The 23,097-nt window shown below is 35.1% G+C and carries 16 protein-coding genes; 11 read left to right on the forward strand and 5 right to left on the reverse strand.

The features are described 5' to 3' along the window. Positions 1-87 precede the first annotated feature (87 nt). From CJF12_RS02655 to CJF12_RS02675, 5 genes are all read right to left on the reverse strand, one after another. On the reverse strand, positions 88-3,039 hold the full coding sequence (locus CJF12_RS02655) for a reprolysin-like metallopeptidase (protein ID WP_034681893.1): 2,952 nt from the start codon (positions 3,037-3,039) through the stop codon (positions 88-90). A gap of 435 nt (positions 3,040-3,474) precedes the next feature. Then, positions 3,475-4,302 (reverse strand): twin-arginine translocase subunit TatC, encoded by an 828-nt coding sequence (gene tatC, locus CJF12_RS02660; RefSeq protein ID WP_034681890.1) that lies wholly within the window; start codon positions 4,300-4,302, stop codon positions 3,475-3,477. Positions 4,303-4,496: 194 nt separating this feature from the next. After that, positions 4,497-5,114 (reverse strand): YceI family protein, encoded by a 618-nt coding sequence (locus CJF12_RS02665; RefSeq protein ID WP_034681888.1) that lies wholly within the window; start codon positions 5,112-5,114, stop codon positions 4,497-4,499. Between the two features lie 220 nt (positions 5,115-5,334). Continuing rightward, positions 5,335-6,021 (reverse strand): type 1 glutamine amidotransferase domain-containing protein, encoded by a 687-nt coding sequence (locus CJF12_RS02670; protein WP_034681887.1) that lies wholly within the window; start codon positions 6,019-6,021, stop codon positions 5,335-5,337. Between the two features lie 151 nt (positions 6,022-6,172). After that, positions 6,173-7,132 (reverse strand): KpsF/GutQ family sugar-phosphate isomerase, encoded by a 960-nt coding sequence (locus CJF12_RS02675; RefSeq protein WP_034681885.1) that lies wholly within the window; start codon positions 7,130-7,132, stop codon positions 6,173-6,175. Positions 7,133-7,293: 161 nt separating this feature from the next. Between CJF12_RS02675 and recQ the strand changes: the two genes are divergently transcribed. The 11 genes from recQ to CJF12_RS02730 all read left to right on the forward strand — a co-directional run bounded on the left by recQ (position 7,294) and on the right by CJF12_RS02730 (position 22,678). Further along, the gene (gene recQ, locus CJF12_RS02680) at positions 7,294-9,498 is read left to right on the forward strand and encodes a DNA helicase RecQ (RefSeq protein WP_034681881.1); all 2,205 of its coding nucleotides are present in this window, start codon (positions 7,294-7,296) and stop codon (positions 9,496-9,498) included. Between the two features lie 49 nt (positions 9,499-9,547). Further along, the gene (locus CJF12_RS02685) at positions 9,548-10,627 is read left to right on the forward strand and encodes a glycosyltransferase (RefSeq protein WP_034682023.1); all 1,080 of its coding nucleotides are present in this window, start codon (positions 9,548-9,550) and stop codon (positions 10,625-10,627) included. Between the two features lie 150 nt (positions 10,628-10,777). After that, positions 10,778-12,181, forward strand: coding sequence for a dihydrolipoyl dehydrogenase (gene lpdA / locus CJF12_RS02690; protein ID WP_034681877.1), 1,404 nt, complete (start codon positions 10,778-10,780; stop codon positions 12,179-12,181). A 117-nt stretch (positions 12,182-12,298) separates the two neighbouring features. Continuing rightward, a complete protein-coding gene (locus CJF12_RS02695; protein WP_034681874.1) occupies positions 12,299-13,153 on the forward strand; it encodes a DUF4476 domain-containing protein in 855 nt (284 codons plus the stop codon). Between the two features lie 140 nt (positions 13,154-13,293). Further along, the gene (locus CJF12_RS02700) at positions 13,294-13,875 is read left to right on the forward strand and encodes a TetR/AcrR family transcriptional regulator (protein WP_034681873.1); all 582 of its coding nucleotides are present in this window, start codon (positions 13,294-13,296) and stop codon (positions 13,873-13,875) included. 41 nt (positions 13,876-13,916) lie between these two features. Next, positions 13,917-14,708 carry an SDR family NAD(P)-dependent oxidoreductase gene (locus CJF12_RS02705; protein ID WP_034681872.1) on the forward strand — a complete coding sequence of 264 codons (792 nt, stop codon included), beginning with the start codon at positions 13,917-13,919 and terminating at the stop codon, positions 14,706-14,708. 167 nt (positions 14,709-14,875) lie between these two features. Continuing rightward, positions 14,876-15,700, forward strand: a complete 825-nt coding sequence (locus CJF12_RS02710; protein ID WP_034681871.1) for a CvfB family protein — start codon at positions 14,876-14,878, stop codon at positions 15,698-15,700. A gap of 655 nt (positions 15,701-16,355) precedes the next feature. Then, positions 16,356-16,949 carry a TetR/AcrR family transcriptional regulator gene (locus CJF12_RS02715; protein ID WP_034681869.1) on the forward strand — a complete coding sequence of 198 codons (594 nt, stop codon included), beginning with the start codon at positions 16,356-16,358 and terminating at the stop codon, positions 16,947-16,949. A 97-nt stretch (positions 16,950-17,046) separates the two neighbouring features. Further along, positions 17,047-18,414, forward strand: a complete 1,368-nt coding sequence (locus CJF12_RS02720) for a TolC family protein (protein WP_051887181.1) — start codon at positions 17,047-17,049, stop codon at positions 18,412-18,414. A 9-nt stretch (positions 18,415-18,423) separates the two neighbouring features. Next, positions 18,424-19,485: an efflux RND transporter periplasmic adaptor subunit gene (locus CJF12_RS02725; protein WP_034681867.1), complete on the forward strand. Its 1,062-nt coding sequence runs from the start codon at positions 18,424-18,426 to the stop codon at positions 19,483-19,485. Between the two features lie 7 nt (positions 19,486-19,492). After that, positions 19,493-22,678, forward strand: coding sequence for an efflux RND transporter permease subunit (locus tag CJF12_RS02730; RefSeq protein WP_034681865.1), 3,186 nt, complete (start codon positions 19,493-19,495; stop codon positions 22,676-22,678). The last annotated feature ends 419 nt before the right edge of the window (positions 22,679-23,097 follow it).

Below are 23,097 nucleotides of genomic sequence, written 5' to 3' on the forward strand. Positions count from 1 at the left end.
TATGAATAAAAATGCTGTGATAAGTACGTTTTAATATCCATAAAAGCCCGGCAATAGCCGGGCCTGAATATTTAAATAAAGATGTTTTTATTTTTTGATGAATTTTGAATTAAATACTTTTCCTTTATCTTCGATTGAAATTAGATAAGCTCCTGTATTCAGCCTTGATACAGAAATCTTATTATCTGTAATTTGTCCATTCATAACAATTTGCCCAGCCATATTTGTAATGGTAAATAGAGCTTTGGATGAAACCTTAGTTACATTGAGTACATCACTGGTTGGGTTAGGATAAATTTGAATTGAGTTATTGTCTTTTAATAAGTCGTTAGTAGCTAGTTGCTCAGATTGTATAAGTACCGGATAATCTTCAACTTCTCCAAATCTTTGGCTGCTACATCCACTGTTAGGCTGATATTCATAGGCTAATATAACTCTCATTATCACATTTCCATCCGTATATGCATCTGCAGGAACAGAGAATGTTCCCGAAACAGGTGTCGTTATACTAGGGGTGCTTGTGTAGATGATTTCAGAATCGGAAAAGACTCCATCTCTGTTAAAATCGATCCATGCAGTTACCCCTTCATTATATTGAACGCCTGTCCATTGTTTTGTTACACTTATTGCATTGCCGGAAGATCCTTGCTTAAGGGTGATAAGCTTTGTAAGATCTGTAGTGTAGTCTGTGTAAGGGGAAGCGTTGCTGTTGTTTGAAACAGGGCTCATTCCTACAGGAGTTACGGTGACATTAGAAATATATTCATCGTTAGAATTGCTTCCGGTAATAGTACATCTCGTAAAAGGAAGGGTTGTAAAATTAGTAGGAGATGAATAGTTACCAGTTGTAGCACTACAAACATTGGCTATTTGAACTTCATATGGGGTAGCTTCAGCTAACCCGGAAATGTAATAAGAATTGTTTGTTACAGGGACGGTAGTCCATGTAGCTGTTCCTGTCTTTCTATACATTAATGAATAAGTGGCACCTTGCAATGCAGGCCAGTTTACACTTGCGGAAGTCCTCGTAATTCCGGTAATTGTAATTCCTGAAGGAGCGGCTGAAGAGCAGGCCTCTGCGGACGCTGAAACTGTAGCATTACCTATAGTATAAAATACGTTATCAAGAGCACTTACCCTGATTTTCACATTTGAATTAGGAGTAAGTGATGAAAATGAAAAAGGTTCTGCCCCATCATTAGGAGTTGATGGACTAACAATCGTCCATGTATTTCCATTGTCTGTCGTGTAATCTATCTTTACATTTTGTACATTGTAGGGAGCGCTGTTAGTATTGACTACATCCCAAGTAATAGCTCCTTGAGTATTATTATAAACAATAGTTGATGTCACCTTAAAAGGACCTTCATTTCCGATTTGTATTTTTGCCAGCCCGCTCTGTGTTTGCTGCTGAGTAACATCCGGATTATTGTCTCTCACAGTTACCTTAAAATTCATTGTTCTGGGTACGTTTGATACTGTTTCCCAATCTTGTGTACTGGTAAGAAATCCGTTAAGGACATTAGATAGCTTAGGGAAGTATCGTGTAGAAGATGCGGAAGGCATCAAAGATCTGAAATTGGCTCCATTGTTTCTTGCCGCATTCACTGCACCAAATGCACTGGAAGTAAGGTCGTACTGTTCCCATGTGTAAGTCATTGGATCGTTTTCAGCATCCACCGCAGAAGCTGTTAATACAAAAGCAGTTCCTTTTGGAATTATTTTGTTGGGGAGTGGTTGTATTGTTGGGGGAGTGTTGTTTATTGCTGTAATGGTACCGCAGTTTTTAGAATTAGTATATACCTGTACTTCTTCAATATTTTTGGTATGAAAATAAGCATCCGAATTCATTTGAACATTGGCATTTGTGATTCCGGCATATCCCATGATGGTAGATCCTGATCCCGGTTCCATATGAGCTCCGTGAAGGGCAATTGACATGGTGTGCGCTCCACCAAACTGATGTCCTAGTTCATGAGCTACAAAGTCTATGTCAAAAGTATCCCCAAAAGGCTGGTCAATAATATTAGGAGAAGTAATTCCAGCGCCTTTTGAAGTTGCATCATTGTTGTTTGCTGGATTTATACAAACATTTCCAACACGACCAGCGCTTCCGCCTCCGCCTCTGTGTCCGAAGAAGTGCCCTATGTCATAGGCTGCATTCCCTATAGTTGAGGTCAGGGTTTGTTGGACTTGAAGATTCCAGGCTGAAGGTGCGCTATAGGTACCATTGGAGTTTGCTATAACATTTGAATAAGGATCGGTAGCAGGATCAGGGAAAATCAATTGAGGTAAATCCTGAACAATCATACGGATTCCAAAATCTTTTTCAAATACACCGTTGACTCTGTTCATTGTTGCATTGATTCTGGCGGCAGCACCAGGGATGCCTCCGGCAAGCTGGGTATACTCACCATTTACTGAGATAGCAATTCTATAGGTTCTATATTTTTGATCATTGTTTTTATTAGTACCATTCAAAACATTTTTGGATTGTCGTAACCTGCCTATCTGTTTTTTTTCTAATTCAGGTTCAGAGGTCTTACACTCAAAAGGTTTTCCATCTTGCGTTTTGTTTGATTTGAAAAAGACACCATATGTATCTTTCTCCTGAGTGATTGGCTCAATAAATTCATATTTTCCAGTATTGGCATTGAAAAGCATAGACTGAAAATCATTGGGCGCAGTACTGAACCTGATATGCTTATTGGGATCATCTAATCCAATTCCTGAATAAGCTCCTAACTGGTATCTGTCTGCCATTGACTTTTCTACTACAGGTGAGCTAAAAATAGAAAATCGTTCGATTTTTCCATCTGTAGTTGGTAGCGAAATGATAAGCGGATTTGCTCCCTTTCCTGCTTCTGGAGCATTTTTTAAAATAGCTCTGAGGTTAGAAAGATCTATTTTATAAGCATGAATGACGTTGACTTCTTTCCTTGTAGGTGAAATCTTCTGGGATACTGATTCCCAGCGTTGTGAATGTAAACTAGTTAAACCTAAAGTTAATACACAAACGAAAATAATTTTCTTTTTCATAATATATTTTTTTTAAAAAAAGTGGTGTTTGTATACAAATGTAGTTTAATTTTAACTAGTTTTTTGATTTTTACGTTTGTTTTAGGTGTATTTAATTGTTTTAAATATATTAATAGTTTTATTTGTTTTATTGGAGTATGTTTTTCACTATATGTTTTTATTTTATAAAAAAAATACTCATTAAATACTGGGCTGTAAAATGATTCGGTTGATATTTAATAATTTTTTATTAAAAAGATTAAAGAATTGAAAGAAATTATCTCTTTAAAAGATTGTGGTTGTATATGTTTCAATAATTCTTATAAGAAGAGTCCCTTTTATGCTGCCAAATGTAATTTCATAAATAGGACATAGCAGATAATACTATTATTTAAACAATAGTATATAAATGTTAGGATCGATAAATTATAGTTGTTTTTTATCTCCTGCTTTTAATTAATTCTGAACAGCCGGAAGGTTTCCGTCACGTTTCTGAATTTTTTTGTAAGTATAAGAGCACATTACAATACTGAACTCATAAAGTAACAGCAATGGGAAAGCGGCCATAATCATACTTAAAACATCGGCAGGAGTAATAATCGCAGCGACAACCATAATAAGAACGATAGCATGTCTGCGGTATGTTTTCATGAATTTTGGACTTAAAATTCCAATACTTGTCAGGAAATAGATCAGAATTGGAAAAAGGAAAACGATTCCCATTCCTAAAACCACCTGTAAGAATAGAGTCGTATAATCACTAAGGTCATATAACGGAACAATAATATCAGAAATTTTGAAGATCACCCCAAAATTAACAGCGAAAGGAAGGATTAAAAAATAACCACATAAAACTCCTGTCATAAAAAGAATCCAAACGGAATTAATAATGAAAATTGAGTTTTTTCTTTCTTTTGGATGTAATGCCGGACTGATAAAACGCCACAGTTCCCAAACAATATAAGGGAATGCCAGAACGATTCCACCGAAAATAGAAACAGCCATCATTACATTAAACTGCTGATAAAGTCTTTGTACACGAACAGGGAATTCCTTTGGAAGATGGATACTGTTTTCTCCTAAAATCATTCTTGAAAAATGATTCACAATTTTAAAAGTAGGAAAATCATTTCTGGTAGGGCCGAAAAAGATATGGTCCATGATCCAATTGATATTAAAGCCAATAATAAAAGCAGCAATGATAATAGCAATTATTGAGCGGACCAAATGTCCTCTTAATTCTCCAATATGCCCAAGAAAAGACATTTCCTTTTTTTCATCCATTGTAATAGAATCTATCTAGATTATTAAGATCTTAATAAAGTTAATACTTTATAAGTGTGCAAAACTATGAAATAATAATCAGTAATTGAAATTATTGTTTATGATTTTATTGAACTTTATATGTATATCAACTAAGAGTCCCGGTAAAAATTTATCGGGACTCATTTCAATATTCTTTTTATGCTTCTAAAGATTTATTTATAAAATTTTGATGTTATTTCTACATCTGGCCAGGTTTTATTTTTATGGAGGTCTTTGCATATCTCTGAAATGGATTTTAAAGCATTGTTAGCTTTAAAATCATCTATAATATCTATTTTCCCTTTAAGAATCAGGGTATCACCACTCTTTTCATAGACAAAAGGAATATCTTTGGAAATGTTGTTCATTGTAATTTTTACAGGAACCTTATTGTTTTCAAATTTGCCAAAACTGCCGAGTATACTCCCCTTCATTCTTTGGAAGAAAAATGTCTTTAATTTGGCATCTCTGTCGGCTGCATTACTATTTACGGATTCTGTATTGATACTAAATTTTGCACCATTCAATGCTTCTTCAAGGTTGGCTGCTTTATCATTAATAGATTCTAACTTAATGTCATTAAAACTACCTTTAACTCCTGTTTTTTCTGGTACAGGATATTTAAATGCAGTCCATGTCAATTTGTATTTGAGTTGTTTGTTTTCAGTAGAAGATACTATGTCTTGAGAAGTATTTGAGGTTGTCTTATCATCAACTACCTCATTTTTCTTACATGATGTCATTAACAGGGGTAAAGCCATGGCCATTATCCAGATACTTTTGTTTTTCATAAGATGTGAATTTTTATTATTTATCGGTCTAATGTATTAATTTAAAGATGCTTAATGTAAGGTTTAACGAAGTTTAACCTTGCTTAATTTTAGATTAAATTAGAGTCATAAGTTTGGTTTTTGTATGGTATAGGTTATCACTTTCCAACGCTTTCTTATAATTACTCATAACATAAACATAATAAGTCCCGAGACTTATTTCCACATTTTTTGTATACTTCTATTTTTCCAGTATTTCCAACACCTTTTCTCCGACAGCTCCTCCAGATTGAGGGTTTTGTCCGGTCACCAGTCTTCCGTCTGCTACTGCAAAAGAAACGAAATCCTGATCTGCCTTTACATAATGAGCTCCTTTGCTTTTCAAAACATCTTCAGTAAGGTAAGGCATATGATCTGCTAATTCTGCAGCAACTTCTTCTGAATTTGAAAAACCTGTCAGAGTCTTTCCTTTAATCAGTAATTCGCCATCTGAAAGTTTGATATTGAATAAACCGACTGCTCCGTGACATACAGAAGAAACAATTCCTCCGTTTTCATAAATCTTACGTGATATTTCCTGCAATTCCTTGTTTTCAGGGAAATCCCAAACAACTCCGTGTCCTCCGGAATAATAAATGACATCATACTCTTCTGGATTGATACCTTTTGGTTGTAAGGTATCAGCTAATTTATTTCTAAAAGTCTCATCTGCATAATATTTCCAGTCAACAGGCTGTACAAACATCTGTAAACTAATCGGATCGAGTGGGGTATAGCCTCCTCTAGGACTTACAAAATCAATTTCATATCCTTTCTGGGACAGTTTTTCATAAAAGTGAACCGCTTCACCCAGCCATAAGCCGGTAGCTCTGTCCATATTCGGGTATTTCTCTACGCTTGTTACTACGATTAATGCTTTTTTCTTCATTGTTTTTTCTTTAAAAGAATTAATAATTAGGTTTGGTTATGTAAACAAGTTAAGAAAAATTTTTAAGATGAGTTCCGAGCTCTCTAAAAAGAAAGCAGCCAGTTTACTTTCGCAAACTGGCTGATATGTTATGTATTCAAGAGAAATAAAACTATATAATCCCTTCATCTAAAAGCTTATGAAGATCTATAATTCCAAAATATTTTCCATTTTCTGTAACGACAAGCTGCCCGATATTATTTTCTTTTAGAATTTTCATCGCTTCTCTTGCCAATATATTTTTTTCAATGGTTTTTGGATTCAGAGACATGATATCTTTAGCCAGTACTTTAGCTACATCTTCACCTTTCATTAGCATTCTTCTTAAATCCCCATCGGTAATCACTCCAATGATTTTATCTTTATTGGTTACGACTGTGATTCCATGGCTTGATGCGCTGATTGAAATAATAACATCTCTTACAGGAGCATCTTCTGAAACCTGAGGCTTTTGGGAAGAAAGAAACTGTTCAACTCTTGCCGTTAAGTTTTTGCCTAAGCTTCCACCGGGGTGAAATTTGGCAAAATCATTCTCTTTGAAATTATTAAGTTCCATAAGACAAATGGCTAATGCATCTCCCAGCGCCATTTGTATGGTTGTGGAACTTGTAGGTGCTAATTTGTTTGGACAAGCTTCCAAATCGACATGGGTATCCAGTATAATTTCAGAAAATTCAGCCAGTTTGCTATTTTTATTACCGGTCATTCCGATTAATGCAGAAGAATACTCTTTCAAAAACGGAACAAGATTGGTAATTTCTGGAGAATTTCCGGAATTTGAGATGCATAAAACAACATCTTGCTTTTGAATCACTCCAAGATCTCCATGAATAGCTTCTGAAGCATGAAGAAATTGGGAAGGAGTTCCTGTAGAATTTAAAGTAGCTACTATTTTATTGCCGACATGAGCTGATTTTCCGATTCCGACAACGATTAATTTTCCTTTTGCTGAGTGGATGATCTCTACTGCTTTCGCAAATTGATCGTCGATTCTGTTCTTTAATTTTTCAAGTTCTGAAATTTCTATTTCTAACGTACTTTTTGCTATAGAAATGATATTAGCTCTTTCCATTTTTACCTTTACAATTTGTATACAAAATTCTCCCGATATAAATTTATACTTTAAAAAGAAAATTTAATATAAATTTTATTTTTTATAAATTCGTTCGCTTTTATTTTAAGCAAAAATTTTATAACTTTGGATTAGATGCAAATTTAGCAATAGAAAATTAGATGAGCGCAAAAAAAGCCACTTTATCAGGCGAATTGAAAAAATATTTCGGGTTTTCTACTTTTAAAGGACAACAAGAACAAATCATAGAAAACCTGTTAGAAGGAAAGGATATATTTGTTTTGATGCCGACAGGAGGAGGTAAGTCATTATGTTACCAACTTCCGGCACTCATTTCAGAAGGGACGGCAATAGTAGTTTCTCCCTTAATAGCACTAATGAAGAATCAGGTGGATGCCGTGAATGGTCTTTCTTCTGATGACGGAATAGCACACGTTTTAAATTCATCATTAAATAAAACGCAGACCAAGCAGGTCTTCGATGACATTAAAAGCGGCAAAACAAAATTATTGTATGTTGCTCCGGAATCATTAATCAAAGAAGATTATCTTGATTTCTTTAAAGAAGTTAAAATTTCTTTCTTTGCGATTGATGAGGCTCACTGTATTTCAGAATGGGGACATGACTTCAGGCCTGAGTACAGAAATTTGAAAACGATTATTGATAAGATTGCAGATGTTCCTGTCATTGCACTTACGGCAACAGCCACCCCAAAAGTTCAGGATGATATCCAAAAAACATTGGGAATGACTAATGCATTGGTATTTAAAGAAAGCTTTAATAGAGCTAATCTATACTATGAAGTTCGCCCAAAAGTCAATATTGATCGGGAAGTCGTTCGGTTTATTAATCAGAATAAAGGTAAATCAGGGATTATATATTGTTTAAGCCGTAGGAAAGTAGAAGAACTTGCGCAATTATTGCAAGTAAACGGGATTAATGCACTTCCGTATCATGCTGGCTTAGATCAAAAAGTAAGAGTAGCCAATCAGGATAAGTTTCTCATGGAAGAAGCTGATGTTATTGTGGCGACTATTGCATTTGGAATGGGAATCGATAAACCGGATGTTCGTTTTGTAATTCATTACGATTTCCCTAAGTCTCTGGAAAGTTACTATCAGGAAACCGGAAGAGCCGGAAGAGATGGTGGAGAAGGATACTGCCTGGCATTCTATGATCCTAAAGACATTGAAAAATTAGAAAAATTCCTGGCTCAAAAACCCGTCTCTGAAAGAGAAATCGGATTGCAGCTTTTAAATGAGGTAGTAGGATATGCTGAGACCTCTATGAGCAGAAGACAGTATATTCTTTATTACTTTGGAGAAACTTTTGATCCTGTAAAAGGAGATGGGGCGAATATGTGTGATAATGCTTCGAACCCGCCTAAATTAAAAGATGCGACAGAGGATCTTAAAAAGGTTCTTAAGCTGATCAATGAAACCGGAGAGAAATTTAAATCAAAAGATTTGATCTCTGTTATTGTAGGAAAAGAAAGTGCTGTGACCAAATCTTATAAACTGGAACAAACCTCTTATTTCGGTTTTGGAAAAGATGAAAAAGACAATTATTGGAAAACAATCTTAAGACAGGCAACGGTTCAGAACTTTTTACAAAAGGATATTGAAACCTATGGTGTTTTAAAGATTTCAGAAAAAGGTCTGAAGGTATTGGATGGAAAATTAGAGCACTCTTTCTTAATTGCTGAAGACAGGGAATTTGACTTAACACAGACTAAGGCAGAAAGTGATCAGGTTCAAATGCAGGCTGGAGGAAGTCTTGATCAGAACTTATTCACACAGCTGAAAGAATTAAGAAAAAAAGTGGCGAAGAAATACGGAATTCCTCCGTATACGGTCTTCATGGATCCTAGTTTAGAAGATATGACGATTCAGTATCCGGTAACCGTAGAAGAAATAACCAAAATTTATGGGGTTGGTGAAGGAAAAGCCAAGAAATATGGTAAAGAATTTGCTGACTTTATAAAAACTTATGTAGAAGATAATAATATCGAATGTACCCATGATATGATTTTAAAACAAGTGGCTAATAAATCCAGCCATAAGGTTTTTATCATTCAGAGTACGGATAAAAAAATAGACCTTGAAGATATTGCAAGAGCGAAGAATTTAACAATGAATGAATTGTTGAAGGAAATGGAAAGTATTGTATATCAAGGGACAAAATTGAACATCGATTATTATATTGAAGATAATTTCGATGAAGATATTGTAGATGGGTTCATGGAATTCATGAACGAATCTGAAAGTGACAGCATGAAAGTATTGCTGGATGAATTTGGAGATGAGCTTTCGGACGAAGAGGTACGAATGTTAAGGATAAAATTCATTAGTGACGTAGCTAATTAAATTAAAAATATGAACCTTATCCGATCATGGGTAAGGTTCTTTGCTTATGATGAAAAAGATTTCTGTTATATTTATTCTGCCGGATCTGGAAACCGGAGGCGCAGAAAGGATTATTACCACCATTGCAAATCATCTTTCCCGAGATCGTTTTGAGCCTAAGATTTTGCTTTTGCGAAAGCAGGGCGGTTACCTTGATTTCCTTAATGATGATGTGGAGATTATCGATATTAATACAGAAAGAATCAGACACTCCCTGAAACCTATTTTATCAGAAATCTACAGGAGAAAACCCGATATTGTTTTTTCGGGATTTGGAGAGGTCAATGCCTATCTTTCATTATTTGTGAAACTTTTTCCAAAAACAAAATTCATTGCCAGAGAGACTAATGTGGTCAGTGAACATGTTACAAGAAAGGAAATTAAATTCTTCTATAATTTTTATAATAATTATCAGAGAATCATTGCCCAGAGTGATGATATGATGAAAGATCTGATGAGGAATTTCAATGTGAAATCAAATAAAATTATCAAAATAAATAATCCTGTCGACTTTGATTTTATCGATCAGAAATTAATGACTTCCAAAAAACCGGAAAGCTTTCAATATAACTTTAAAAATGTAGTGGCAATCGGTAATTTATCTTCCAGAAAAGGATTTGATAATTTATTGAAAGTTTTTTCAAGGCTTAAAAATGAAAATATCCTGCTTCACATTTTAGGAGACGGAAAGGACCGGGATATTCTTCACCAGATGAAAGACTTCCTCGGGCTAAGACATGTATTTTTCCATGGAAGACAGGAAAACCCTTATCAGTTCTTAAAATATGCCGACCTGTTTATTCTTTCTTCGAGATACGAAGGGTTTCCTAATGTATTATTAGAAGCAGGAGCTTGTGGTACCTATGCATTGGCGAATAACTGCCCAGGAGGAATCAATGAGATTATTCAGGATCAGGTTAACGGTGAAATTTCAGATATTGATAATCATGAAGATTTTTCTCAGAAAATTATGAGTATTCTGCACCAAACCTATGATAAAGAGGCAATTAAAAATTCTATTAAATCACGATTTTCAAAGAATATTATCCTTGATAAATATGAAAAGGTCCTGTTGGATTTGATGAAATAATTAATTGGTAGTAAAGAGGCAGTTATGGGGTGATCAACTCCTTTACATCGAGAAGCTAAATTTGGCAGATCTCTCTTTGGTGCTTGGTAAATTTATCATTAAATTTGTAAGACATAAGATAGTTAATAATAATAAATTTAATAAAATAACATGAGTCAATTCGATGTTACCGTAATAGGTTCTGGTCCTGGTGGTTATGTTGCTGCCATTCGTGCTGCACAATTGGGTTTCAAAACAGCAATTATTGAAAAGTATTCAACTTTAGGAGGAACTTGTCTTAACGTTGGGTGTATCCCGTCAAAAGCGCTTTTAGACAGTTCTGAGCATTTCGAAAATGCGAAACATAATTTTGCAAGCCACGGAATCATTATCAATGATCCGCAAGCCGATATCGCAAGAATGGTTGAGCGTAAAAACGAAGTTGTAGATCAAACAACTAAAGGGATTCAGTTTTTGATGGACAAAAATAAAATCACTGTTTTTGAAGGTCTTGGAAGTTTCGAATCTGCTACTCAGATCAAAATAACTAAAAATGACGGTTCTTCTGAAACGATAGAATCAAAATATACCATTATTGCAACGGGTTCTAAGCCGTCTTCACTACCTTTTATCTCTCTTGATAAAGAAAGAGTGATTACTTCTACAGAAGCATTGAACCTTAAAGAAATTCCTAAGCATTTAGTAGTAATCGGAGGTGGAGTAATCGGTCTTGAACTAGGTTCTGTATATTTGAGATTAGGATCTCAGGTAACAGTGGTTGAGTTTATGGATAAGATCATTCCTGGAATGGATGGTGCTCTAAGTAAAGAATTGACTAAAGTTCTTAAAAAGCAGGGGATGAAGTTTATGCTTTCTACAGCTGTTTCTGCAGTGGAAAGAAACGGAGATACTGTGAAAGTTACTGCTAAAGATAAAAAAGGAGAAGAGGTAGTTGTAGAAGGAGATTATTGTCTAGTTTCCGTAGGAAGAAAGCCTTATACAGAAGGATTGGGTCTTGAGAAAGCCGGTGTTGAACTGGATGAGAGAGGAAGAATCAAAACAAACGATCACTTACAAACTAATGTTTCCAATATTTATGCAATCGGAGATGTTATCAAAGGAGCTATGCTTGCTCATAAAGCTAGTGAAGAAGGAACTTTGGTTGCTGAAATCATTGCAGGTCAAAAACCACATATCAATTATAACCTGATTCCAGGTGTTGTGTATACATGGCCGGAAGTTGCAGGAGTTGGTAAAACTGAAGAGCAGTTGAAAGAAGAAGGTGTTGCTTATAAAGTAGGTTCTTTCCCAATGAGAGCTTTAGGAAGAAGCCGTGCGAGTGGTGACGTAGATGGTCTTGTGAAGATCATTGCTGATGAGAAGACTGATGAAATTTTAGGAATGCATATTATCGGAGCAAGAGCAGCCGATTTAATTGCTGAAGGTGTCATTGCTATGGAATTCCGTGCAAGCGCTGAAGACATTGTTAGAAGTTCTCATGCACACCCTACTTATGCAGAAGCTATCAAAGAAGCTGCATTGGATGCAACAGAAAAAAGAGCTATTCACATGTAATCATCTATTGAAAGATTTAAAAATTTCAAGATAGTATACTAAAAAGAGAAACCAATATTTGGTTTCTCTTTTCTTTGGCATAATAATAGGTGCTGACATGAAAAATAAAATTAATACATGAAAAATATATTGACGGGCTTATTGCTTGTTACGACAACTTATTCATTTGCTCAGGAAGCTGGAAAAGCGGGTGAACTTTTAAAAAATGAAGCTTCTAAAACAGAAATGCAATCTGCAAAAGCACAGGAGTTTGATCATAGGAGTAGTCATGAAAATACTTCCGGTTTTAGAAAGTCCAATAATCAAAAATTTAAAAATCCAAATTACCAATGGAATCAGAACTATGGTTATGCTGAAGTCTTTTTAAGAATTCCTGAACTGGGCTATTTTACTGTTGAGCTAGGAGACCAGGTAATATCAAACGGCTCTGGAAAATACCGTTTTTTTGACCTGCAATCCGGTAGAGTGCCTATATCAATTTATGATAACGGCTTTCTCATATATAAAACAACTCTAATGCTCCGAAATAATAACAGAATGGTATTGGACTTTTTTACCAATGAAGGTCTGTATTTACTGGATTCATACCCTGTTCAGAGTGAATCTTATGGTTTCAACGATTGGAATGATGTATGGAATAATCCTTATGGAAATCAATCGGGAAATTGGAGTCAGTCAGGTAATACCATGAGTAATGAAACCTTTCAACGGTTTTTTGGAATGTTACAGGATAATGAAAGGTTTGACGATGGTAAAATCAGGATGATCAATCAGCAGATGCGCAGCTCTATGTTTACCTCTCAGCAAATAAGGGATTTGGTAAAATCTTTAAGCTTTGATAAGAATAAGCTGGCTCTGGCCAAATCAATGTATAAAAGATGTGTTGATAAAAATAAATACTTTTTGGTTTACGATGCATTTGATTTTGAGGGGAGCAAAAGAGAATTGATGGACTATATTTCAAAACTATAAAATAAAAAAGAGAAGTAAACTTACTTCTCTTTTTTGTTAATATATTATGGAGTTGAAATTAAAAAGTGAATTAGCATTATATAATTTATTGTGAGAAAATTTTTTTTCATTTATTTTTGTAATAATTATTACAAAAATAAATGAAAGGAAGACCTAATATTCACAAAGATAATGAACTGGTTCTAAGAGCTCAGAAAGTATTTTGGGAAAAGGGATTTACAGCAACATCTCTTGCAGATCTAAGCCTTGTAACAGGAGCCGGAGCGGGAAGTTTGTACAACACATTTAAAGGAGGGAAAAAAGAACTTTTCAAAAAAAGTCTGCAACAGAGAAGAGAGGAATTTGAAAAGTTTAAAGATTTATTGGAGAAGAGCCAGCATCCTATTGTTCTTATCAAAGATTTCTTTCTTGACATTGCCAATGCTGAGAATGAATCCCATAGGAAAGGTTGCATCGTGGCTAATACCCTTGTTGAAATGACATTTGTTGATGAAGAATTGGAGGAAGAAGCGATATTGATATTAAAAGAAACAGAAAAGCTTTATACCTCTGTTATCCGGTTAGAACAAAAGAAAGGAAATTTATACTCAACCATTCCAGCTAAGGTTTTAGGGAAATATTTGATCACATTTTGGTGCGGAATCAATTCTTTACGAAGAATGTATCCTGATAGAAAAGTTCTCAGAGAACAGATTGATTTGCAATTACAGATACTGGAATAAAATTTTTTAATTATTTATTTAACAATCATTACAAAAATAAAATGGATTTACAATTAAAAGGGAAAAAAGCATTCATTAGCGGATCTACACAAGGAATAGGACTTTCTATTGCGTTGAAACTCTTGGAAGAAGGGGCAAACGTAGTTATTAATGGAAGAAATGTAGAGAAAATAAATTCCGTTCTAGAGAAACTTCAAAAGCAATTTCCCGATTCAGAAGTGTCTGGAATAGTTGCAGATTTTGCTAAAAGAGAAGAAGTAATAAGTCTTTCGGAAAAACTTTTTGATGTCGATGTTCTGATCAATAATGTCGGGGTTTTCGGGGTTAACGATTTTTATGAAATACCTGATGAAGACTGGTACCAGTATTTTGAGATCAATGTAATGAGCGGGATGCGTTTGTCAAGAAAACTATTACCTGAAATGATCAGAAGGAACTCAGGAAGAATTATCTTTATTAGCAGTGAATCTGGAGTTAACATCCCTGAAAATATGATTCATTACGGAATGACAAAAGCAGCAATGTCAGCATTAAGCAATGGACTATCAAAACTTACAAAAGGAACATCTGTAACGGTTAATACAATTTTAGGCGGACCAACTTATTCAGATGGAGTGGCTATGGCTATAGAACATATTGCAGAAACACAAAATCTTACTGTTGAACAGATGAAAGATCTTATTATCCGGCAATCAAATCCACATATTCTTTTGCAAAGGTTTATAAATCCTGAGGAAATTGCTAATCTTACCATATTTCTTTCCAGTCCTCTTTCAATTGCAACTAACGGAGCCAGTCTAAGGGCGGATAGTGGAGTTCTGAAAATAATTTGACAATTTATTGGTGTCTACTTTTCATGTTTTTAGTGTTTGTTTTGATCAATTATTTTGATTTTAAATACTATTATGAAAGATAAATAATTTTTAAAAGAATTTAGAAAGAGGTTAAGTAGTTTGAAATATTGAAATTTCCGTACCTTTGTTAGCTAATTTTATCATCAATGCAACTCGGAAAAACTCAGACTCTAAAAATTTCAGAAAAAAATAACTCAGGATGGATCTTGACAGATGAAGCTGGTGAAAAAGCCTTTTTACCAAAAGTTTTCACTCAGGATGATAAGGAAATCGATGACGAAGTTGAAGTTTTCGTCTATCAGGATGATGGTAAACTGAAGGCAACTACTGAAATTCCATTAGCTGAAGTAGGAGAGTTTGCAGTAATGAGCTGTGTACAAAGTCTTCCAAGTGGAGCTTTTATGGATTGGGGAATTATTAAAGATTTATTTATTCCTTATAAGCAGCAAAAATCTAAAATTATCGAAGCTAAGAGATATCTTGTTTATCTTTATGTGGACGAAGATTTAGATCTGATCACCGGAACTACTAAATTCAAAAGAAATCCACAATATGAAGATTTGCCTTTCCAAAAAGGTGATAAAGTGGAATTAATTATGATGAATGAAAGTGAGCTGGGCTGGAATGTCGTTATCAATAAGAAATACATAGGATTGATCTATGTATCCGATGTATTCAAAAAATTGTATCCCCTTTCTGAAGAAACTGGATATATCAAAGCGATTCGTGAAGATGGTAAGATAGATGTTTCTTTACAACCTGAAGGCTTTGAAAATATAGATGAATTCAAACAAAAAATTCTTACAAAGCTTGAAGAAAACTATGGTCTTCTTCATCTGTCCGATAAATCTTCTCCTGAAGAAATCAAGGATGAAATTCAGATGAGCAAAAAGAATTTTAAGAAGGCTATCGGAGGTTTATATAAAGACAAAATTATCGATATCCTCGAAGATAAAATAAGATTATTATAAAAAAAGCGAGCAGAATTTTCTGCTCGCTTTTTTATAATAGCCATCTAATCTTCAATTTCATAGTGGGACAACGGAATGTAGAATCTCAATGCACAAAAAAGGGCGGATTCTTTTTTTAGAATGATAAAGATTATGCTTTTGGAGATGTGGGATTTCTTCAAAGAAGTATATAACCTGAAAATTGTTATTGAATATGTTTTAATATCTTTTTTGGTGTAAACTTAAAACACAATCTTTGTCATTCAGAGTGAAGCGTAGCGGAACGTGGAATCTCAGCAAAATAAATGGGCTAGATTCTTTCAGAACGAAACGACAAAGATTGTGATATTTGGGATGTGGAGTTTTCTCCATAGAGCGTATTGTAATCTGAAAATTGCTATTTAATATATTTTAATCTTTTTTCAGCGTAAACCTAAACGCAATCTTTATCATTCAGAGTGGAGCACAGCGGAACGTGGAATTTCAACACAGTAAAAATAGGACTTGTGATAGTATCCTTACTCCGAATAGCTTTCCCAGCCATTACTTTTCCATTGTTTATTATACCTGTATCAAAATATGATGTAAATCATAATAATTCTTTTTAATTTTTTTGTTTAACAATTTTGTCAAAAATATTTTTTGATATACATTTGCACAAATTTGTTTAACAAAAATGTCAAATCAAGCAAAAAAAGACCAAACACAAGAATTGATCAAAGAAACTGCGAAGAATTTATTCTTTGTGAAAGGAAAATTTGATGCTACAACGCAAGAGATTGCAGATGAAGCAGGAGTGAACAGGACGCTTATTAACTATTATTTTCGTTCCAGAGATAATCTGGTTCAAATTGTTTTTAATGAAGCGCAAAAGGTGGAGCAACAGAAATCTAAGATTATCCAGGATTCAGGGTTACCATTTAAAGAAAAAATAAGCCAGTTTATAGAAGGGAGTCTTTCGACAAGTTTACGCTATCCTTATCTGGAAACCTATATTGTTTCCCAAATCAATAAGGGTACTTGCCATCAAAAAGATATCGAGGGTAATGAGTTGGAAAAACTGTATAATGATATTGAAAAAGAAATGGAACTGGGAAACATCGAAAAGATGAAGCCTATTCAGTTTGTTTTAAATATGATTTCATTATTAGTCTTTCCAAGTGCCATACGACCTCTTTTAATGGAAAATCTAATGATTGATGATAAGGAGTTTGATAAGATCATTTCCGAGAGAAAAGAGATTATTATCAATATGTTATTTAAAAATTAGAAAAAGCTTAAAGTATTTTTAAATATCAAACGTCCTTTAGCAATAAGGCATTTCAAAAAGAACATACTATTAAAAAAATAAACGAAGTAATAAAATTATGAAAAGAAAACGTATAACTGCAATTAAGCTCAAAATTGGGATAGCTGCTGCATTTATGATTTTCGGTTATTCATCAGTACATGCTCAACAGCAGGTTTCCTTAAAAGAAGCTATTCAGCAGGCACTTAAAAATAAGGCAGAAGCTAAAAAAGCTGCCTTACAGATAAAGAAAGCTGAATATAAGATTGATGAAGCCAGAGCCGGTGCGTTACCGCAGATCAGTGCTAATATCAGTAATACATTTAACCCTATTTTACAGAAATCAGTTCTTCCCGGTGAGATCTTAGGAATGCCTGGACAAATGATTCCTGTTACATTTGGAACAAAATGGCAGTCTGTAAACTCGGTAACTCTTAACCAGAATATTTTTGATCAAAGAGTTTTCATCGGTTTAAAAGCTGCAAAATCTACCCGTGAATTTTATATTCTTAATTCTCAATTAACAAATGAGCAGATTATTGAAAATGTAGCAACTGCTTATTATCAGGTATTTGTTCAGGAAGAGAACCTTAGAACTGTAGAAGCAAGTTATGCGAATACAGAAAAGGTAAGAAATGTTATTAAAAGTCTAGTAGATAACGGTCTTGCAAAATCAATTGATCTGGATCGTACGAATGTTCAGTTGACTAATATCGGTTCAAATAAACAGCAATTAATCAACGGGGTAGAGGTTTCGAAAAATGCTCTTAAGTTTTATATGGGAGTTCCTATTGAGACATCCATTGAGCTGGAACAAAAAACTATTGAGCCTAATCCTCAACTTCTGGGAACAAATGTGAGTCTTGAGCAAAGATCTGAATTAAGAGTTTTAAACAAACAAAGAGAACTTTTGCAATTCAGTAAAAAAGCAACTGAAGCTTTTCTGTATCCTACTGTTGGATTGACAGGTAATTATGGTTGGCAGGGATTAGGGAATAAGGTTCCTTATTTCACAGGTTCATCACAGGGAACCAATTGGAGTGATTTTGCTTCTATCGGTTTGGCTATCAAAATCCCAATCTTTATGGGAGGACAAACCAAGGCCCAGATACAACAAGCTGAAATTGATATTCAGGATTTAGATCAGGATATTGAAAACACAAAGTTAAGCCTGAGTTTGGATTATAAAAATGCTGTTTCCAATATGGAAAATGCAATCATTACGATCGAAAGTACAAAAGACAATGTAGGTTTGGCAGATCGGGTACAGAAAAATACTCAGTCTAACTATCAATATGGTTTGGCAACACTTACCGAAGTTTTGGATGCTGAAAATGCTCTGACACAGGCAAAGCAGAACTATGCTAATGCGCTGTTGGACTACAAACAGGCAGAAATAAAATTAATCAAGGCTAAAGGAGAATTAAACACGTTAGAAAATCAATAATAAACTAAAATGAAAAAAACTTTAATATATATTATCGTAGCAGCCGTACTTATTGGTTTGGCCGCTTATAAGATTGCCGGAAATAAAGAGAAACAGACGAAAGAAGTTAATGAAGTAGCTAAGCAGGTTGATAAAATAAACGTCAATATCGTTACTGTAAAAAGAGAAAATATCGATACGGATTATTCAGCTAATGGTACTTTTCTTCCCAAAGCAGAAATGAATCAATCTTCTGAAATTGCCGGACGTATTGTGAGTGTTTTGGTGAAAGAAGGATCAAGAGTTTCTGCAGGACAGACTTTAGCAACGATTAAGAGAGATGCTATAGAAGTAGATGTATCGCAGGCTCAGAATAATTTGCAAAATGCGATTATCGATAATCAACGTTACGAAAATGCTTACAAAACCGGAGGGGTTACTAAACAACAGCTTGACAATTCAAGATTACAGTTGAAAAATATGCAGGCTGCCGTAAAAGCTCAGGGAGTAAGAGTAAATGATACAAATATTCGTGCCGGAATCAGTGGTACAATTAATAAAAAAATGGTTGAACCAGGAACAGTAGTTTCTGTAGGAACAGCGATGTTTGAGATTGTAAATATCAACAGTTTGAAGTTATCGGTATTGGTCGATGAAAGCCAAATTGGAAGAATACAGATTGGTCAGGAAGTTCCTATTAATGTAAATGTTTTACCTGAAGATTCTTTCAGCGGAAGAATTACATTTATTGCTCCAAAAAGTGATGCTTCTTTAAATTTCCCGGTTGAAATTGAAGTTCCAAACAGAGGAAATTTAAAAGCAGGAATGTATGCAACTGCTATATTCAAAACAAATCACGGAGCGGAAACTCAGAATATGCTGACCGTTCCTGCAGAGGCGTTTGTAAACGGAGTAAGCTCCGGACAGTTGTTTATCGTTCAAAACGGAGCTGCTAAAATGATCAAAGTAACCGTTGGTAAAGTATACGGTGATAAAGTTCAGGTTCTAAGCGGGCTTAATGGAGGTGAGCAAGTAATAACGAGCGGACAGATCAACCTTGACAACGGATCTAAAGTGAATATTGTAAAGTAGCAGATTTATGAAGTTAGCAGAAATATCCATTAAAAGACCCTCGTTGGTTATTGTATTATTTACAATCCTAACGTTGGGAGGTATCCTGAGTTATACACTCATGGGATACGAATTGATTCCGAAATTTGAGACCAATATGGTAACCATTTCTACGGTATATCCTGGAGCTTCACCTGCAGAGGTGGAAACTTCGGTAACCCGAAAGATTGAAGATGCCGTTGGTTCCCTGGAAAATGTGAAAAAAGTAGAATCTTCTTCATATGAAAGTTTATCTGTCATCATGGTTCAGCTGAACGATGGAGCAGATGTAGACTATGCTTTAAATGATGCTCAGCGTAAGGTAAACGCAGTTCTTAAAGATCTTCCGGATGATGTAGATCCACCTTCACTGAACAAATTCTCTTTGGACGACTTACCGATTATTACGATGAGTATTTCATCGGATAAATTGAATAATAAAGAGCTTTATGATCTTTTAGATAAAAAAATTGAGCCTATTTTCTCCCGTGTGAACGGGGTGGCTCAGGTTGACCTTGTAGGAGGACAGGAAAGAGAAATCCAGGTGAATCTTGATGAGAAAAAATTGCAAGGATATGGCCTTTCAATCGCTGATGTTCAACAGGCAATTCTTTCATCAAACTTAGATTTCCCGACAGGTAGTTTGAAAACGAGAACAACAAAGGCTACGATCAGATTATCCGGAAAATATAAGTCGATTGCAGAAATGAACAACCTTGTTGTTTCCAACAGAAACGGAGCGCAGGTTCGTTTATCTGATATTGCAACAGTTTTTGACTCTCAGAAGGATGTTGAAAAAGTAGCAAGATTTAATCAGTTCCCTACGATTTTGATGCAGGTTAAGAAACAATCTGATGCCAATGCGGTTGCTGTATCTGAAAGTGTTCAGAAAACCATTGCAACGGTTGAAGAAGCATATAAAGTTCAGGGAGTAAAAGTAAAAGTAGTTAACGATACAACCGACTTTACCCTGGAATCAGCGAACCACGTTATTTTTGACTTGTTCCTGGCGATTATTCTTGTGGCTATTGTAATGCTTTTATTCCTTCACAGTATCAGAAATGCCTTTATCGTAATGGTTTCCATTCCGGCTTCATTGATTGCAGCATTTATTGGAATGAACTTGATGGGGTATACTCTGAACTTGATGAGTTTACTAGGACTATCCCTGGTGGTAGGTATTCTTGTGGATGATGCGATCGTAGTACTGGAAAACATCTACCGTCACATGGAGATGGGGAAAAGTAAAATCCGTGCAGCCTACGATGGAGCTTCAGAGATTGGATTTACCGTAGCAGCGATTACATTGGTAATTGTGGTGGTATTCTTACCGATTGCGATGAGTTCAGGTCTTGTAGCTAATATCCTTGCGCAATTCTGCGTCACGGTAGTTATTGCAACATTATTATCATTGTTAGCTTCATTTACCATCATCCCTTGGTTGTCATCAAGATTTGGTAAGCTGGAACATTTAACAGGAAAAAACTGGTTTGAGAAATTCATCCTTTGGTTTGAAGGTTTAATTGATAAGTTCACGCACTGGATTACAGATATCCTTGAATGGTGTTTGAAGACTACTTTAAGAAGAATATCTACTGTTGTGATTACCTTTATTGTTTTAATCGCTTCATTCATGCTGGTAGTATTCGGTTTCATCGGTGGAGAATTTTTCCCTCCTATTGACCGTGGTCAGTTCTTAGTTCAGATGGAATTGTCAAAAGATGCAACGGTTGAAAAAACGAACCAATTAACATTGGATGTTGAGAAGTTTTTAAGAAATGATAAAGATGTTGTTGATTTGATTACCACAGTAGGTCAGCAGTCAACAGGTTTTGGTGGGGCTCAGGCTACTACTTATCAATCTGAGGTTCAGGTAAACCTTACAGATAAATCTGAACGTTCTGAAAGTACCAATATCAAAGCTGCAAAAGTAAAAAGAGCATTAGAAGAGAAATTTACGGGAGTTGAATTCAAAACGGCTCCAATCGGTATCATGGGTGCTGAAAATGCTCCGATTGAAATGGTAGTAACTGCCCCGGACAATGCTATAGCAGTAAAAGAAGCGACAAGAATTTTAGAACTATTGAAAAAAGTTCCAGGAGCAGTGGATGCTGAATTATCAACTGATACCGGTAACCCGGAAGTTCAGGTGAATATTGACAGAGATAAAATGGCTTCTTTAGGTTTAAACCTTTCCAGTGTGGGACAAACGATGCAAACAGCGTTTAACGGGAATACCGATGGAAAATACAGAGCCGGAGAATATGAATACGATATCAATATCCGTTTTGGTGACGCCAACAGACAGTCTATTGATGATGTTAAAAACTTAATGTTTACTAATCCTCAAGGTCAACAGGTGCGTTTGAGCCAGTTTGCAGAAGTGAAAATGGGCTCAGGTCCAAGTTTACTTGAGCGTAGAGATAAATCACCTTCTGTAAAGGTAAGAGCTAAAGCAGTAGGTAGACCTGTAGGTGACGTAGCAAATGAATGGGCAGACCAATTCATGAAGAGTGATAAAAAACCTGTAGGAGTAGATTATATCTGGAGTGGTGATATGGAAAACCAGCAGGAAGGTTTCGGTACGTTAGGTATTGCTTTATTAGCGGCTATTGTATTGGTATACCTGGTAATGGTTTCATTATATGACAGTTTTGTATATCCGTTTGTGGTATTATTCTCAATTCCACTAGCAATGATCGGGGTTATGGTAATCCTTGCTTTAACAGCCAACTCATTAAATATCTTTACGATGTTAGGAATGATCATGTTGATTGGTCTTGTTGCGAAGAATGCGATTCTTATTGTGGACTTTACGAATGCACGAAAAGCAGCTGGTGCAACGACTCACGATGCATTAGTTCAGGCCAACCATGCCCGTCTTCGTCCAATCTTAATGACGACGATTGCGATGATCTTCGGGATGTTGCCAATTGCTTTGGCAAGTGGAGCAGGAGCAGAGATGAATAAAGGTCTTGCATGGGTAGTTATCGGTGGTTTGACATCGTCTCTATTCCTTACCTTGATTATCGTACCAGTAGTATACTCTTTATTTGACTCGATTTTGAGAAGAATGGGTAAAAACCAAAAAGTAGACTATGATGCGGAAATGAAAGCCGATTACGTACACAAAGAACTAAGTGAAGATGGATATACTCCGAAACACATAGACTAAATAACAACCTTAATTAGCCGAAAAAGCGTATCAGAAATGATACGCTTTTTTTACTGTATTCTTTATTGCTAATAGGTTCTTATTATAAATATGAAGAATATAGGTTTCGGCTAAAGCCTTATGGATGGTTTTGATATTGTGAAATGGGCTAAACCCATTCCTATTAAGATTAATGAGATGTTAGGTGTTGGCAACTATTAAATGATGATTTTATTTTCTTTTCTGATGGTGGTATAGCTAGAATTTAAACCTCTCCTAAAATACAGGGAAACATCTGTGTCATTTGTGTAATCTGTGGGAGGAAAAAATCAATGGGAACGGGCTTTAGCCCGCTTATAAAAAATATCAATTCAATTGGCTTTAGCCAAAACTAACAATATTCCATTTTCGACCATTAAAAAAGGCTCCCAGTATAAACC

This window comes from Chryseobacterium piperi, from assembly GCF_002285635.2.
Lineage (GTDB): Bacteria > Bacteroidota > Bacteroidia > Flavobacteriales > Weeksellaceae > Chryseobacterium > Chryseobacterium piperi.